This window comes from Pseudomonas argentinensis (assembly GCF_001839655.2).
In the GTDB taxonomy this organism is placed as follows: Bacteria; Pseudomonadota; Gammaproteobacteria; order Pseudomonadales; family Pseudomonadaceae; genus Aquipseudomonas; species Aquipseudomonas argentinensis_B.
Window position 1 is genome coordinate 3,998,538 of record NZ_CP056087.1, and the last position, 15,539, is coordinate 4,014,076.

Annotated in this window: 12 protein-coding genes; 4 read left to right on the plus strand and 8 right to left on the minus strand. The window is 64.5% G+C overall.

Features of this window, described 5'->3' with window-relative positions; genetic code table 11:
- Positions 1-67 precede the first annotated feature (67 nt).
- Together putP and putA are read right to left on the minus strand one after the other, a co-directional pair.
- Entirely contained in the window at positions 68-1,558 is a 1,491-nt protein-coding gene (gene putP, locus SA190iCDA_RS17975) for a sodium/proline symporter PutP (protein WP_070885418.1), read from the minus strand.
- Positions 1,559-1,774: 216 nt separating this feature from the next.
- A complete protein-coding gene (gene putA / locus SA190iCDA_RS17980; RefSeq protein ID WP_070885419.1) occupies positions 1,775-4,951 on the minus strand; it encodes a bifunctional proline dehydrogenase/L-glutamate gamma-semialdehyde dehydrogenase PutA in 3,177 nt (1,058 codons plus the stop codon).
- Between the two features lie 399 nt (positions 4,952-5,350).
- On the opposite strand from putA, the gene SA190iCDA_RS17985 reads away from it, so the two are divergent.
- Together SA190iCDA_RS17985 and SA190iCDA_RS17990 are read left to right on the plus strand one after the other, a co-directional pair.
- Positions 5,351-6,262: a pyridoxal-phosphate dependent enzyme gene (locus SA190iCDA_RS17985; RefSeq protein WP_070885420.1), complete on the plus strand. Its 912-nt coding sequence runs from the start codon at positions 5,351-5,353 to the stop codon at positions 6,260-6,262.
- A gap of 94 nt (positions 6,263-6,356) precedes the next feature.
- On the plus strand, positions 6,357-7,328 hold the full coding sequence (locus SA190iCDA_RS17990) for a membrane dipeptidase (protein ID WP_070885421.1): 972 nt from the start codon (positions 6,357-6,359) through the stop codon (positions 7,326-7,328).
- Positions 7,329-7,364: 36 nt separating this feature from the next.
- Here SA190iCDA_RS17990 and SA190iCDA_RS17995 read toward each other — a convergent pair whose 3' ends face one another.
- From SA190iCDA_RS17995 to dapA, 6 genes are all read right to left on the minus strand, one after another.
- Positions 7,365-8,477: an FAD-dependent monooxygenase gene (locus SA190iCDA_RS17995; protein ID WP_070885422.1), complete on the minus strand. Its 1,113-nt coding sequence runs from the start codon at positions 8,475-8,477 to the stop codon at positions 7,365-7,367.
- A gap of 111 nt (positions 8,478-8,588) precedes the next feature.
- Complete coding sequence (locus tag SA190iCDA_RS18000; protein WP_070885423.1) at positions 8,589-10,433, minus strand: autotransporter domain-containing SGNH/GDSL hydrolase family protein; 1,845 nt, start codon at positions 10,431-10,433, stop codon at positions 8,589-8,591.
- A 199-nt stretch (positions 10,434-10,632) separates the two neighbouring features.
- Positions 10,633-11,091 (minus strand): recombinase family protein, encoded by a 459-nt coding sequence (locus SA190iCDA_RS18005; RefSeq protein ID WP_236100900.1) that lies wholly within the window; start codon positions 11,089-11,091, stop codon positions 10,633-10,635.
- Positions 11,092-11,176: 85 nt separating this feature from the next.
- Entirely contained in the window at positions 11,177-12,043 is an 867-nt protein-coding gene (locus SA190iCDA_RS18010; RefSeq protein WP_070885424.1) for a phosphoribosylaminoimidazolesuccinocarboxamide synthase, read from the minus strand.
- A gap of 154 nt (positions 12,044-12,197) precedes the next feature.
- The gene (gene bamC, locus SA190iCDA_RS18015) at positions 12,198-13,316 is read right to left on the minus strand and encodes an outer membrane protein assembly factor BamC (protein ID WP_070885425.1); all 1,119 of its coding nucleotides are present in this window, start codon (positions 13,314-13,316) and stop codon (positions 12,198-12,200) included.
- A gap of 17 nt (positions 13,317-13,333) precedes the next feature.
- The gene (gene dapA, locus SA190iCDA_RS18020) at positions 13,334-14,212 is read right to left on the minus strand and encodes a 4-hydroxy-tetrahydrodipicolinate synthase (protein ID WP_070885426.1); all 879 of its coding nucleotides are present in this window, start codon (positions 14,210-14,212) and stop codon (positions 13,334-13,336) included.
- A 211-nt stretch (positions 14,213-14,423) separates the two neighbouring features.
- On the opposite strand from dapA, the gene SA190iCDA_RS18025 reads away from it, so the two are divergent.
- Positions 14,424-14,981 (plus strand): glycine cleavage system protein R, encoded by a 558-nt coding sequence (locus tag SA190iCDA_RS18025; RefSeq protein WP_070885427.1) that lies wholly within the window; start codon positions 14,424-14,426, stop codon positions 14,979-14,981.
- A 13-nt stretch (positions 14,982-14,994) separates the two neighbouring features.
- Positions 14,995-15,465: a peroxiredoxin gene (locus tag SA190iCDA_RS18030; protein ID WP_070885428.1), complete on the plus strand. Its 471-nt coding sequence runs from the start codon at positions 14,995-14,997 to the stop codon at positions 15,463-15,465.
- Positions 15,466-15,539 lie beyond the last annotated feature (74 nt).

The following is a 15,539-nucleotide window of genomic DNA, read 5'->3' on the forward strand; positions in this document are numbered from 1 at the left end:
CAGCAGCCACCAAAGAAAAGGCCCGGACACTGTCCGGGCCTTTTCTCAACAGGCTACGCAGGTGCGATCAGAGATGCGCGTCCTGGTATTCCTTCTCGGCTTCGTCGAAGCGTTTGACCATCGCCGGCGAGGCCGGGCGACCGATCTTGCTGAACACCACGATGGCCAGGGTGGCGAGGATAAAGCCTGGAATGATCTCGTACAGACCCAGACCGATGAAGTTCTTCCACAGCACCACGGTGGCCGCACCGACCACCATGCCGGCCAGGGCGCCGTTGCGAGTCATGCCCTTCCACACCAGGGAGAGGATCACCACCGGCCCGAAGGCGGCACCGAAACCGGCCCAGGCGTAGGACACCAGGCCCAGCACCTTGCTTTCCGGGTTGGAGGCGATGCCGATGGCGACCAGAGCGATCAGCAGCACCATGGCGCGGCCGACCCACACCAGTTCGGTCTGGCTGGCGTTCTTGCGCAGGAAAGCCTTGTAGAAGTCTTCGGTCAGGGCGCTGGAGGACACCAGCAGCTGGCAGCTCAGGGTGCTCATCACCGCCGCCAGGATGGCGGACAGGATCAGGCCGGCGATCCACGGGTTGAAGAGGATCTTGGTCAGCTCGATGAATACGCGCTCGCTGTTATCGCCCACCGGGCCGGCCAGGGTCGGGTTGTTGGCGAAATAGGCGATGCCGAAGAAACCGACCGCTACGGCGCCGCCGAGGCTGAGGATCATCCAGGTCATGCCGATGCGGCGCGCCGCCGGGATCGACTTGACCGAATCGGCCGCCATGAAGCGCACCAGAATGTGCGGCTGGCCGAAATAGCCCAGGCCCCAGGCCAGCAGCGAGATGATGGCAACGAAGGACAGGCCGCGGAACATGTCGAAGTTGGCCGGGTTGGCCTGCTCGATGGTGGCCATGGCGGCATCGAAGTCGCCCAGCGCCAGTATCACGAACACCGGGGTGATCAGCAGCGCGAAGATCATCAGGGTGGCCTGCACGGTATCGGTCCAGCTCACCGCCAGGAAGCCGCCAATGAACACATAGGCGATGGTTGCGGCGGCGCCGACCCACAGGGCCACGTCGTAGCTCAGGCCGAAGGTGGATTCGAACAGTCGGGCGCCGGCCACCACGCCCGAGGCGCAGTAGATGGTGAAGAACACCAGGATCACCAGCGCCGAGAAGATGCGCAGCAGCTTGCTGTGGTCTTCGAAGCGGTGGGTGAAGAAGTCCGGCAGGGTCAGCGCGTTGTTGTTGTGCTCGGTATGCACCCGCAGCCGGCCGGCGACGAACAGCCAGTTCAGCCAGGCGCCGAGGATCAGACCGATGGCGATCCAGCTTTCCGAGATGCCGGCGATGAAGATGGCGCCCGGCAGGCCCATCAGCAGCCAGCCACTCATGTCCGAGGCACCGGCGGACAGCGCGGTGACAAAGCTGCCGAGGCTGCGGCCACCGAGGATGTAGTCGGAGAAGTTCTTGGTCGCACGATAGGCAATGAAACCGATCAGCACCATGGCCAGGATGTAGACCACGAAGGTGACCAGCATGGGAGTACTTGCAGTCATTGGGGAAAGCCCCTCTCGTTTGTTTTTATTCGAACCGGGATTTCCGATCCAGTTGGCACATCACGACCAAGGTCGCGCTCCAGGTACACCACTCTTCTGGCGGTGTTACCGATTCGGGGCATTAGCCCCAATAGGACGCCTCTAAAAACTCAGTTGTTTTTCGAGGCTTCCAATAGCAAAACGGGCGGAAACCTGATGATTCCCGCCCGCTTGTGATTACTCGTCGCCCAGCGACAACAGTGAGGCGTTGCCGCCCACCGCCGTGGTGTTCACCGAGGTGGTGCGCTCGTTGACGAAGCGCAACAGGTAGCTCGGGCCACCGGCTTTCGGCCCGGTGCCGGACAGGCCACAACCGCCGAACGGCTGTACGCCGACCACCGCACCGATCTGGTTGCGGTTCACGTACAGGTTACCGACACGCGCCAGGGCTTCGATGCGGGCGGCAGTTTCCTCGTTTCGGCTGTGAATGCCAAGGGTCAATCCGTAGCCAGTGGCGTTGATGGCCGCCACCACCTTCTCCAGATCGGCGGCGTCATAGCGCACCACGTGCAGCACCGGGCCGAACTGCTCTTTCTGCAGTTCGTGAATGCCGCCGATCTCGAAAGCCACCGGCGCCACGAAGTGACCGTTCAGGTCGCCCGCCACCGTCGCCTCGGCAATCAGCTTGCCTTCGCCCTTGAGCTGCTTGATATGCGCCAGCAGGCCGTCACGGGCTTCGCCATCGATCACCGGACCGATATCGTTCTCGCGCAGGTGGGTCGGGCCGATCTTCAGTTCGGCCATGGCGCCCTTGAGCAGGTCGATCACCCGGTCGGCGATATCGCGCTGCACGTACAGCACGCGCAGGGCCGAGCAACGCTGGCCGGCGCTGGTGAAGGCCGAACCGACGGCATCTTTGACCACCTGCTCGGGCAATGCGGTGGAGTCGACGATCATCGCGTTCTGGCCGCCGGTCTCGGCGATCAGGGTGGCGATCATGCCGTCCTTCTCGGCCAACTGACGGTTGATGATCCGCGCGGTGTCGGTGGAGCCGGTGAAGCACACGCCAGCCACCCGCGGGTCACGGCAGAACACGCCGCCCAGGGTGGCGCCGTCGCCCGGCAGGAAGGCGATCACGTCCTTTGGCAGGCCGGCTTCGAACATCAGTTCCAGGGCGCGGGCGGCAATCAGGCTGGTCTGCTCGGCCGGCTTGGCCAGCACCACGTTGCCGGCCACCAGGGCGGCGGTGATCTGGCCGAGGTAGATGGCCAGCGGGAAGTTCCACGGGCTGACGCAGACGAAGATGCCGCGGCCTTCATGGAACAGCTCATTGCGCTCGCCGGTCGGGCCCTTGAGTTCTTCACGGCCCAGTTTCAGGCGTGCCTGCTGGGCGTAGTAACGGCAGAAATCGACCGCCTCGCGCACTTCGTCGATGCCGTCCTGCATCGACTTGCCGGCTTCCACGGTGCACAGCGCCATCAGCTCGGCGCGGTGTTTTTCCAGCAGGTCGGCGAGGCGCTCGAGCACGCTGGCCCGGGCATCGATGGTGGTGGCGTTCCAGCGCGGCCAGGCAGCGCTCAGGCCATCCAGGGCCTGGGCGGCCTGGGCGGCGGTGGCGAACTGGGCGGTGCCGACCAGCTTGTTCAGATCAAAGGGGCAGCGAACCTCCTGGGCGGTGCCGCTCAGGGTCTGGCCGTTGATCACCGGTGCGGCCTGCCACTGGCGATCCAGCTGCGGACGGTAGGCGTTTTCGAGTTCGGTCAGCGATTTCTGGATGTTCATGTTGATGCCTTGGGAGTTTTTCCGTGTGGCCCCGTACAGCGCAGGCGGCAGCGGGATTTTGTTATTGGCGAGGCTGGCGAACTTGCGCAGCTGGGTGACCGGGTGATCGATCAGCGACTCGACCGGCACGCTCGGGTCGACCAGCTGGTGCACGAACGAGGAGTTGGCGCCGTTCTCCAGCAGGCGGCGCACCAGGTACGGCAGCAGGTCCTTGTGGGCGCCGACCGGGGCGTAGATGCGCACGGTCTTGCGGTGTTTCTCCAGCACCGTGTCGTACAGCGCATCGCCCATGCCGTGCAGGCGCTGGAACTCGAAGTCGCGCGGCGACGCCTGCTCGGCCGCCATGGCCAGGATGCAACTGACGGTGTGGGCGTTGTGGCTGGCGAACTGCGGGTAGATCACCCCGCGAGTGAAGTCACTGAGCAGGTAGCGCGCACAGGCCAGATAGGAGGTATCGGTACCTTCCTTGCGGGTGAACACCGGGTAGCCGTCGAGGCCCCACACCTGGCACTGCTTGATCTCGCTGTCCCAGTAGGCGCCCTTGACCAGGCGCAGCGGCATCTTCTCGCCCAGCTCCTTGCCCAGCAGGGTCAGCCACACCAGCACCGGCAGGCAACGCTTGGAGTACGCCTGGATGACCAGCCCGAACTCGCCCCAGCCAGCAATGGCCGGATCACGCAGCAGTTTTTCGTAGAGCTCCAGAGACAGCTCCAGGCGATCCGCCTCTTCGGCGTCCACCGAGATGCCGACATCGAGCTTGCGGGCACGGATGGCCAGTTCGCGCACGTTGGCGAACAGCTCGCTCAGCACCCGCTCGCGCTGGGCCACTTCATAACGCGGGTGCAGCGCGGAGAGCTTGATCGAGATCGACGGCTTCGGGCCCGGGCCGACCTGCGGCTCGGCGCCGACGGTGTCGATGGCCTTGCGGTAGTCGGCCATGTACTTCTCGGCGTCTTCGGCGGTCAGCGCCGCCTCGCCGAGCATGTCGAAGGAATAGGTGTAGCCCTTCTCGCGCTCCGGGCGGCCGTTCTTCAGCGCTTCGCTGATGGTGCGACCGAGCACGAACTGCTTGCCCATCAGCTTCATGGCCTGGTTCATCGCCGCACGAATCACCGGCTCGCCGGAACGCTGGATCAGCCGGCCGAGCACCTTCTTCGGGCGACCGTCAGCGGCTTGCGGGTCGACCACCTTGCCGGTCATCACCAGGCCCCAGGCCGCGAAGTTGACCAGCAGGTTGTCGCTCTTGCCCAGGTGCCGCTCCCACTCGGCGGCGCTGAGCTTGTCGCGAATCAGCGCATCGGCGGTGCTGGCATCCGGCACACGCAACAGCGCCTCGGCCAGGCACATCAGCATCAGGCCTTCCTGGGTGTCCAGGCTGTACTGGCGCAGCAACGCGTCGAGGGTGTCGACCGCATTATCGCGGCCGCGCACGTCCTGGATCAGGCTACGCGCCTGCTGACGAATGCTGTCGATACCGGCAGCGCCAGGGTCGGCCAGCTGCAGCAGTTCCTCGAGATAAGCGCTCTCGTCGACGTTGTAGTTGGCACTGATGGCGGGGAAAAAATCGGCGGCTCTGGCAGCGGAAACCTGCGCGAGAAACTCCGGCTGCAAGACCTGGCTGGCTTTGAACATCACGCCCATCCTCTTGTAGGGATTATGTATGGGGTACCCCTGCTTTGGGTCTAGCCCAGGTACGAGGATCTGGCGATCTCGGGCTTGCAGAAGTGGATGGCGGAATTTAGAGGCAGAACGATGACGGCTTCTTGCGGAAAGCTCTGGAGTTTTTGCGGAAAACTCCGAAACCCATCAACCCCCGAAGCGAATCTGACCGCGCGACTGTGGGTCAGGTGACTTGGGCCCCATCGGGCTTTATGCCCCTGTTTGCTCCGTTTTACTCATCGGGCAGCCGAAAAGGTATTCTTTCCGGCATCTCATTGTGAGGCGTACTCGTGCTGCCCAGGGCGTAGCGCGAGGATCCAGCCCTGGAATGCCTCGCCAACCGAATCAATCCATTTGCGCGGAGTTGAACGCATGTCGCTGAGCATCAAGACCCCTCTTCTGCAATCACTGCCCCTGAGCCACCGCGTCGGTGCCAGGGTATGGATGAAGATGGAGGCCATGCAACCAGGCGGCTCCTTCAAGATCCGTGGTGTCGGCTTCGCCTGTGAGCAGCACCATGCCCAGGGCGCCCAGCGTTTCATTTCCTCCTCGGGTGGCAATGCCGGCCTCGCCGTTGCCTATGCCGGGCGGCGCCTGGGTGTACCGGTCATCGTGGTGGTTCCCGAGACCACCACGGCGCGGGCACGGAACCTGCTGGCTCTGGAGGGCGCTGAAGTGATAGTGCACGGCAAGTCCTGGTTCGAGGCCAACGAGCTTGCGCGTTCCTTGCAGACGGCAGCGGACGCCTTCATTCACCCCTTCGACGATCCACTGCTGTGGGAGGGCCATGCCTCGATGATCGACGAGGTGCTGGCCGATGGCGTGCGCCCGGATGCCGTGGTGCTGTCGGTCGGCGGTGGCGGCCTGTTGGCTGGTGTCGACGAGGGCCTGCGCCGCAATGGCCTGGGCAGCGTACCGGTTTATGCCGTCGAGACGCAGGGAACGGCCTCGCTCAATGCCTCGATCGACGCCGGCCAGGTGGTGGAGATCCCGTCGGTTTCCGGGGTGGCGACCTCCCTCGCCGCTCGCCAGGTGTGCCGCCGAGCGTACGAGGTGGCCAGGGAACGCCCGGTAATTCCCGTGCAGGTGACCGACCGAGAGGCGGTAGATGCCTGCCTGGCCTACCTGGATGACCACCGCACCCTGGTCGAGCCAGCCTGTGGGGCCTCCCTGGCGCTGCTGTATGGAAACAAGGTGTCCCTCGGCGAACTGGACAACGTGCTCGTGATCGTTTGCGGCGGTTCCACGACCACCATCGAATCGCTGTTCGCCATGCGTGGCTGATGCCTGCCCTCAATGCACCACCCACGCTCTACCCTCGGCCATGGGTGATCGGTCGGGAGGTAGGTGACGGTCGAGAGCCGAGGTACTACTCAAGATGAACGACACTACTGCGTTTCGATGGGAAGCCCACGCCTGCCTGCCCCTGGTTGCCGGGCAGGACATGTACGGCCTGGCCCGTTACCGGGATGCCGGCTTCCACCACGTGTCGGTCAATGTCGGCATGGACATGACCCCCTTTTCCACCGTGATGCAGGTAATCGCCGGGTTTCGAAACTGGTTGAGCCAGCATCACGAGGCGTTCGTACTGGCCGGCACCATCGCCGACCTGAACGAGGCCCGGGAGGCAGGAAAGCTGGCCATCTCGTTCGATCTGGAAGGCTCGAACATGCTGCTCCAGGACCCTGCCATGGTCGAGCTGTATGGAGCACTGGGCGTGCGCCAGCTCCTGCTCGCCTACAATCGCGACAACGGTTGCGCCGGTGGCTGCCACGGAGCAGGTACCGGCCTGACGCCAGTTGGCCGTGATGTCGTACGCGCGGCCAATGCCTCGGGCATCGTCATCGACTGCGCCCATGCCAGCAAACGCTCGAGCCTCGAAACCCTGGAGCTATCCAGCCGACCGGCCATCTTCTCCCACAGCAACGTCAAGGCAATTTTCGATCATCCGCGCACCATCGACGATGAGCAGATCGATGCATGCGCCGCCCAGGGAGGCGTTATCGGCCTTACCGGCCTGGGCATTTTCATGGGCGACCCCGAGGCATCGGTAGACGCCTTCGTCCGGCAGATCGACTACCTGGCCGAGCGCGTCGGGACAGCTCACATTGGCCTGGGCCTGGACACCGAACTGCATCCCGACCACCAGGATCTGCCGGAGGATGCGCTCGAGGAGGACTGGTGGCCCCAGGCATACTACGGGCAGATGAACGGCCATCGGCAGTTGCAGCCAGAAGATCTCGACGGGGTAGCCGAGCGCCTGCAGAATCTCGGTTATGCGCCTTCCGATATCCGCGCCATCTTCGGTGACAACCTCATGCGCATTGCACAGGCCACATGGCCCGGATAGACAGGCCGTTAGCGCGGCGCCTTGGCAAGCGGCGGCTTACAAGGGTCTAGTCAGGGGCGTATAGCTGCGTTTGTACAGCCGGTTGCCCGCCAGCTTCAACAGCATGGCACGGCCCCAACCAGGTAGCCGGCGCATCTTGTCCCGCGCGACGCATTGCCGTTGCACCCAGTCGACGCGGGGCTTGCGTTGGCGCGTGTATTCGGCCAGCGCCTCGCTGATGCTCGAAGCGCTGGCAAGGGCTGCAGCCAGGACCAGCGCATCTTCCATCGCCATCCCGGCCCCCTCCGCCATGCTCGGGGACGAAGCGTGCGCCGCATCGCCGATCAGCACCCTGTTGCCCTTCACCCACTCTTGCATGACGACCTGCTCGATTGGGCTGACGTGAACCTGGGTGTGATCGGGTTGCTGGGCGACAAGCGGCGCCAGGGGGGCTGCGAAAGCGGCGAGCAGCGCCTCGTGTGGAAGGTCGGGCAGCTTGCCCAGTAACTGGGACTCGCCCACTGCCATGTCCGCGTAGACGTAAACCTCGTCATTACCGATCGGGATGGCCAGCAAACTCATGCCGTCCGCCAGCATGACGGTCCAACCCTCGACCCCGACGATGTCCTTGGTAATAAAACGCCAGCACAGATTGCCGGTGTAAGACGGCCTGACAGCAGGGAACAGGTTCTGGCGCACCTGGGAGTTGACGCCGTCCGCGCCGATGACCAGGTCGTACTCGCCTACAGTGCCATCGGAGAATGTCGCCAGGCTGGTGGCGCCAAGGGGCTCGATAGCGGTAATCGAGGTGCCGAAGCGAAGTCCGGTGTTACCCAGCGAATCGCGCAATGCGCGGTGCAGCGCGGCGCGAGGCAGCGCCATGCACGGCCCGCAGGACGACCAGACATCCTCGGTGCGCGTCACGCTCAGGGGCCTGCCTCGGCTATCCAGGATGCGCTGGGTAGCAATCGGCATGGCGAGCGCTGCAATCGAGTCGAGCAGTCCCAGGGCCTGCAAGGCTCGGGCGGCATTGCCCGGCAGGTAGAGGCCGGTTCCCCCTTGTGCAACATCGGCCCGGTGTTCGATCAGCTCGGCGCTGACGCCCTGCAGCTCCAGAGCCCTGGCCATGGCAAGGCCGGCGATACCGCCGCCCACTATCAATATTCTCATCCGCCTGCTCGCTCTGTGCTCGGGCTGTAACGATACCACCCTGCGCCATGCGGATAAGGTCTACCGCTCACCCGCCGAGTCCTAGGGGGTGGCAAAATCGCCCCTGCCGGGTCAGATATCCAGCGACACGGACAGATTCAAGCCATACTGAAGCTCGTCGTCGGCGTGTCGGTAACTGTAGCTGCCGCGCAGTGACAGGCCCTCGCCGAGGCGGTGACTGACCCCGAGGTGGCCGCGCAGGCTGCGCTCGTCCGGGCGATGACCGGGCAGCTCGAAGCCGACTGCTGGCAGGCTGTTCAGCGACATGCGCAGCTCGGCGGGTTCATCCTCGTATTCGCGCTCGATTGCCAGCTCGCCGAACACCCGGGTGCGTGGGCTCAGGTCGTACAGCCCTTGCAGACCAGCCCCCAGCCGCCGGGATTTGCGCGTCTGGTCGGCGAAGCCCAGTGCCGTGGAGCGCTGGCCTTTCTCGCGGTAACCGTCCACATCGATATGCACGTAGTCGGCGCTGACGAAGGGACTCAGGTGCCATTGATTGCCCGGCTGGGCGATGTCATAACCGAAGCGGCCGCTGACGGCCCAGAGCTTGCCGTCGGTGTCGCCCTTCTCCGAGTTGGTGGCCGGGCCAGCGGCGAACTTGCGTTCCAGGTCGTCATAGTCGAGGTGACCGGCACTGGCCGACAGATCGCCCCACCAGCGATCGTGCTGATACTGAGCGAACGCGGTAGCGATGTAACTGCGCAGGTGGTAATCGGAGTCCGCCGCGCCGGCCTCGAGATTCTGTTCATGCAGCCCGGCGGCCAGACCGAGGCGCCAGGCGTCGTCGAGACGATAGCTGGCGCCGAAGTTGAGGCTGTAGCCATTGCCATCGGCATTGCCGCCCTGACGGTCATATTCCAGCCGTTGGCCGCCGCCATTGACGAAGGTGCGCCACTGACCGACCGCCTGCCAGGCCTCCCAGTCCGCCAGCCATTGGGCGCGCAGCTGATCCTGATGGCCACGCAGCGTGCCCAGGGCCATTTCCGGCAACAGGGTGACCTCCCCAGGCGCCGCCAGCAGCGAGTAGGCGTAGTCGGCGATCAGGCGCTGGCCGGCAATCGTCGGGTGTACACCATCGTTGAACAGCAGTTTCGTCGGGTCCGGTGCGCTGCCATTGAGCCCGAAGATCGGGTTGGGGTTGCTGCACCCCGAGAAGCAGGTACCGATCACCGTGGCGCGATCGGCAACCAGGCCGTAGCGCCCAGGGTCACTGACTACCTCGGAGAGGTAGAGCGGGATATTCAACGGAACCACATTGGCATCCAGCGCGGCCAATTGGCTCACCAGCTCGGCGTTGAAGGCTGCCCCAAGCGCACTGAGCTGGCCCTGCAGGGGGCTGCCGAAAAAGTTCGGCGTCAACCCAAGGTCCGGCAGTACCCACACCATGATGTAACGCGCCCCCGCCTGGTGCAGCGCCTCGGCGCTATCGACCAAGCGCCCCGCTGCAGCCTGAGCGCTGGGCCCATCGACGACCTGAAACTGCAGGAAGTCGTTGCCGCCGCCCGTCAGGTAGTACAAGGCATCGGGATCGGCTCGGCCACCCGTGGACTGCAGATAGCCGCCGGGCCCGGTGATGGCATCGAGGATCTGATCGGTTCGATAGCCGCCAACTGCCCAGTTGTTGCCACCGACCACGGTATTGGCCGACCCCAGGCCGGGGCCCGACAGCCCGAGTGCATTGCCCAGCAACATGGGCGATACCTCACCGAACACTTCCCCGCTGCCATCCCCGTAGGTCGGGCCGGTGCGGTTGGTGAAGCGAGTGGTCGCACCGGCCGGACCATCGGCATCGGCAAACCACCCGGCATCGCTGAGGCTGTCACCAAATATGTAGAGCGCGCTGTACGGCGCGGCACCAAGCGAGGTGGCGCTGGCCAGCAGACAGGCAGCCGCCAAGGGCGTGAGCAAGGGTTTCATGGCAAGTCCTTTTATTATTGGAGTGAACCGCCCGACAACTGTAGCCAGTGTTCGATGAAAAGCGCAGCCTGATGAAAAGGGGCCGACGTATTGGCTGGGATGACTGCCCGCTTGTGGCCGGTTACCGTAGCCCACCCACCTGCTCCGGAAAAAAATGCTGCCGGCACGGCTGATGACCGCGGCGCATCGGTTACAGGCGCTATTTCTCCATCCGTCGCAGCGCCCGATAGAGCGTGGAGCGGTGCACCTTGAGCACCTTGGCGGCCTGCTCGACCGAGTACCCATCCTGGTTGATCAACCGTTTCGCCTGGTCGATCTGCTCGCGGGTCAGCGTGGGCTTGGCGCCGAACTTCACGCCACGGGCCTTGGCCGCCTCGCGGCCGTCCCTGGTTCGTTCGAGGATCAGCGAGCGCTCGAACTCGACGATACCGGCGAATACCGCCAGCACGGCCAGGCCATTCTCGGTGGTGGTGTCCGCCGGGGGTTCGGACAGGCTGCGCAGGCCCGCGCCGCTGATATGAATGCGCTCGGCGATTTCCAGCAGCTCCCGCGTGCTGCGCGCCAGGCGGTCGAGCTTGGTCAGGGTGAGCCCGTCGCCAGGGCCATGCGCGATACAGGTCGCCGACGGATTTCGCCCCCTGACGACGGCGCTACCCACAACCCTGACGAACAAAACAGGCGAGAACAACGAAAACGCCGCCGTTACCTTGCGGTGACGGCGGCGCTGGGCGTAACTCGGCCGATCAAGCAGTCAGGCGAGTCAGCGCTTCGCGGTATTTATCGGCGGTCTTCTGGGCGACGTCGGCCGGCACGGCGGGAGCTGGCGGCTCCTTGTTCCAGCCGGTGGATTCCAGCCAGTTGCGCACGAACTGCTTGTCGAAGCTCGGCGGATTGGTGCCCTCGGCGTAGCTGTCGGCCGGCCAGAAGCGGCTGGAGTCGGGGGTCAGCACCTCGTCCATCAGGGTCAGGGTGCCGTCTTCGTCGAGGCCGAATTCGAACTTGGTGTCGGCGATGATGATGCCGCGGGTGGCTGCGTACTCCACCGCTGCCTTGTACAGGGCGATGGAGGTGTCGCGCACCTGGGCGGCCAGCTCGGCGCCGATGATCGCCTCGCACTGGGCGAAGCTGATGTTCTCGTCATGGTCGCCCACGGCGGCCTTGGTCGACGGCGTGAAGATCGGCTCGGGCAGCTTGGCCGCCTCCTTGAGGCCGGCCGGCAGCTGGATACCGCATACGGTGCCGCTCTTCTGGTATTCCTTCCAGCCGGAGCCGACGATGTAACCACGCACGATGGCTTCCACGGCGACCGGTTTGAGACGTTTGGCGACCACGGCGCGGCCTTCGACCAGCGGTAGTTCGGCGGCCGGCACCACGTCTTCGACGTGATCACCGGTGAAGTGGTTGGGCACCACGTGGGCCAGCTTGTCGAACCAGAAGTTGGAGATGGCGGTGAGGATCTTGCCCTTGTCCGGAATCGGCTGCTCGAGGATCACGTCAAAGGCCGACAGGCGATCGGTGGCGACCATCAGCATGCGCTTGTCGTCGATCTCGTAGAGGTCGCGGACTTTGCCCGAATAGATCTTTTTCAGGCTCAGGGAAGGTGTGGTCATGTCGAGCTAGCGCCTCGTCGCGGGAAAGTCGCGCCGCACGGCGTCAAAGCGGACGCGTCACGGCTGTAAGGGTCGGCAGAAAAACGCCCTGCCTGTGAAAACAAAAGGCGAAACCCAGGGGTTTCGCCTATCGCCAACCACGTGCCAGGAATCCCTAGCCGAGGTTCTCCTGGATCATGTCCAGCACCCGGCGGGCCACGTCGGCCGGCGCCACGGTGTTGATGTCCTTCTCGACGGTCACCTGCACGGTGTCGCCCACGGCGGTCAGGCGCACCTGGTAGCGCTCGGCGCGTGCCTCGACGGCGTCCTTGTCCTCCGAGCCGCCGAACAGCCGCTTGAAGAAGCCCGGCTTCTCGTTGTTGCGCTGCGGGCCTTCGGCCAGGTTGACGTAATAGACGCCCAGGGTGCGGTTGATGTCGTCGACGCGCAGGTCGGCCATGCGCAGCGAGCGGCCCACACCGGACCAGGCGCGGTCGAAATCGGTGCTAAGGTTGAGGATCGGGTTACCGTTGCCGTCCTGGGACAGGGCTACGCGGTTCGGTGCATCGAAATCGCGACCGGCCAGCAGCGACACCGAACCGCCCTGCTCCACGCTACGCGTCAGGCTGGCCTGCAGCTCGTCGAGCAGTGCGGCGTCGAGGGTCTTGTTGACGCTGCGTTCGGTGAACGGCACATCGGCGCTACTGCCGGCCGGACGCTGCGCGGTGACCACGAAGATTTCGCTGGTGTTGCGCTGCACGCCAGGCTCGAGGCGTACGTGCACACGGGTTTCGGTATTGCTGTCCAGACCACCCACGCGGCCCGTCAGGCGGCTCTGCATGCTGCTCGACAGGGCGTCGAAACGCTGCCAGTCGGTGCTGAACTCACCGGTCTGCGGGCGTTCGTCGACGATGCGGAAGCCGCCGTCCTCGAAGAACTGGCGAGCCCCTGGCCAGACTTCGGCCGGCACGCGCTGGGCGACCAGCCAGCTGGAGTCGCCGCTGTTCTGCAGGCTGAACTCGCTGACGTTGTCGCTGACCACCAGTGCCTGCGGGCGCGGCACCTCGTATTCGTCCTTGGCATCGCTGTCGCGAATCTGCTGGGGAACCGGCAGCAGCGGGTCGAGACGCTTGGCCTCGACGTCGGCCGGCAGCTGCATCGGCGCGGTCTGCCGTGCGCCCAGGTAGTCACTGCCGCGGTCGCGGAAGTAGCCATTTTCGCCCCAGATCCAGCCACAGCCACTGGTGCTGGTGATGATCAGGGCAAGTGCGGAAAATCCGGCCAGTCGCTTCATGCGTCGTAGTTCCTCGATTAGACCAATACACCGGACTGGCGCAGGGCCTGACGCAGCGGTTCGTGACAACGGGGGCTCAACCAGGTCAGCGGCAGGCGAATGCCGTCGGCCATCATGCCCATTTCATTCAGGGCCCACTTCACCGGAATCGGGTTGGCTTCGATGAACAGGTTCTTGTGCAGGGGCATCAGGCGATCGTTGATGGCCCGGGCGATGGCCGCTTCGCCGCGCATGGCGGCCGAGCACATGTCGCTCATGGCACGCGGCGCCACGTTGGCGGTCACCGAGATATTGCCCTTGCCACCGAGCAGGATCAGTTCGACCGCAGTGGGGTCGTCCCCGGAGTACAGGTGGAAGTTCGAGCCGACGCGGTCGAGGATGTCACGGGCGCGCTGCAGGTCGCCGGTGGCTTCCTTGATGCCGATGATGTTGTCGACCTTGGCAAGGCGTTCGACGGTCTCCGGCAGCATGTCGCAGGCGGTACGGCCCGGCACGTTGTAGAGGATCTGCGGGATGGCCACGGCTTCGGCGATATGGCGGAAGTGCAGGTACAGGCCTTCCTGGGTCGGCCGGTTGTAGTACGGGGTGACCAGCAGGCAGGCATCGGCGCCGGCGGTCTTGGCATTCTGGGTCAGCTCGACCGCTTCGCGGGTGGAGTTGGCACCGGTGCCGGCGATGACCGGAATGCGCCCGGCGACCTGATCCACCACGCGGCGGATGACTTCGATGTGCTCGTTGACATCGAGCGTCGCCGACTCGCCGGTAGTGCCGACCGCGACGATGGCATGGGTGCCCTCTTGCAGGTGGAAGTCCACCAGTTTGCTCAGGGCCTCCCAATCGAGATTACCCTGCGCATCCATGGGCGTGACCAGTGCCACCATACTGCCCGCAATCATGCAACCGCTCCTGCCGAAAAAGAGAGCCGTAATGGTACTGGCGCCACCAGCCTTGCACAAGCGACCAGGTGGCTGTAGTTACCGCCATTACGCGCGTTCGACAGCACGGTCGAGCGTATCTGGTCATTCCCCTGGCGGGCGCTTTTCGCTACCCTGCGAGTTTGTTTGGCGCTCTCTATTGCGCCGGGCGTCCAACGTTTAGGAAGGCTGCATGTCCACCCCCCCAGTTCGCGAACAATTCCTCGTCATCAGTGCGCTCGGCAGCAATGCCATGGAACTGACCAATGTGCTGTGCCGGGCCAGCCATGAAAACCGCTGCGCGGTCATCAGCACGCGCCTGAGCCGCCACGGCGAGCTCAGCGCCCTGGTCCTGCAGGTGTCTGGCAACTGGGATGCCCTGGCGCGGCTGGAAGCCGGCCTGCCGGCACTGGCCAAGAAGCACGAGTTCACCGCCAACGTGATCCGCAGCGCCGCCCAGGAAGTGCGCCCCCAGGCGCTACCTTACGTGGCCTACGTGAGCTCGGTGTACCGCCCGGACATCCTCAACGAGCTGTGCCAGTTCTTCATCGACCACCGTGTCGAGCTCGAAGCCCTGACCTGCGATACCTATCAGGCGCCGCAGACCGGCGGCACCATGCTCAATGCCACGCTGACCGTCACCCTGCCAGCGGGCACGCAGATCAGCTGGCTGCGCGACCAGTTCCTGGATTTCGCCGACGCCCTGAACCTGGATGCCCTGATCGAACCCTGGCGCCCCCAGAATCCATAAGGAGCCCTGCCCCATGGCCATCGCCATCGATTCCCCCGTTGCCGATTTCAGCGCCCCAGCGACGGGCGGTGATTTCAACCTGGCGGCATGCAAGGGCAAGCAGCTGGTGATCTATTTCTACCCGAAGGACAATACGCCCGGCTGCACCACCCAGGGCCAGGGTTTTCGCGATGCCCATGAGGCCTTCGCTGCCGCCAATACGGTGATCGTCGGCGTGTCCCGCGACAGCCTGAAGACCCACGAGAACTTCAAAGCCAAGCAGGGCTTTCCCTTCGAGCTGATCTCGGACAAGGACGAAAGCGTCTGCGCACTGTTCGACGTGATCAAGCTCAAGAAGCTCTACGGCAAGGAATACCTGGGCATCGACCGCAGCACCTTTCTGATCGACAAGCACGGCGTGCTGCGCCAGGAATGGCGCGGGGTGAAAGTGCCCGGCCATGTCGACGCGGTACTGGCCGCCGCCCAGGCCCTGAACAAAGCTTGATACAGTTGAAAAATGCCGCTCTCGAGCGGCATTTTTCATGGCTTGGCGTCAGGGTCTGTTGACGTTTCAACGCG

Excerpts from the sequence above, each read along its gene's own strand:
- putP (WP_070885418.1), bottom strand. The coding sequence starts at position 1,558 with ATGACTGCAAGTACTCCCATGCTGGTCACCTTCGTGGTCTACATCCTG.
- putA (WP_070885419.1), bottom strand. The coding sequence starts at position 4,951 with ATGTTCAAAGCCAGCCAGGTCTTGCAGCCGGAGTTTCTCGCGCAGGTT.
- SA190iCDA_RS17985 (WP_070885420.1), top strand. The coding sequence starts at position 5,351 with ATGTCGCTGAGCATCAAGACCCCTCTTCTGCAATCACTGCCCCTGAGC.
- SA190iCDA_RS17990 (WP_070885421.1), top strand. The coding sequence starts at position 6,357 with ATGAACGACACTACTGCGTTTCGATGGGAAGCCCACGCCTGCCTGCCC.
- SA190iCDA_RS17995 (WP_070885422.1), bottom strand. The coding sequence starts at position 8,477 with ATGAGAATATTGATAGTGGGCGGCGGTATCGCCGGCCTTGCCATGGCC.
- SA190iCDA_RS18000 (WP_070885423.1), bottom strand. The coding sequence starts at position 10,433 with ATGAAACCCTTGCTCACGCCCTTGGCGGCTGCCTGTCTGCTGGCCAGC.
- SA190iCDA_RS18010 (WP_070885424.1), bottom strand. The coding sequence starts at position 12,043 with ATGACCACACCTTCCCTGAGCCTGAAAAAGATCTATTCGGGCAAAGTC.
- bamC (WP_070885425.1), bottom strand. The coding sequence starts at position 13,316 with ATGAAGCGACTGGCCGGATTTTCCGCACTTGCCCTGATCATCACCAGC.
- dapA (WP_070885426.1), bottom strand. The coding sequence starts at position 14,212 with ATGATTGCGGGCAGTATGGTGGCACTGGTCACGCCCATGGATGCGCAG.
- SA190iCDA_RS18025 (WP_070885427.1), top strand. The coding sequence starts at position 14,424 with ATGTCCACCCCCCCAGTTCGCGAACAATTCCTCGTCATCAGTGCGCTC.
- SA190iCDA_RS18030 (WP_070885428.1), top strand. The coding sequence starts at position 14,995 with ATGGCCATCGCCATCGATTCCCCCGTTGCCGATTTCAGCGCCCCAGCG.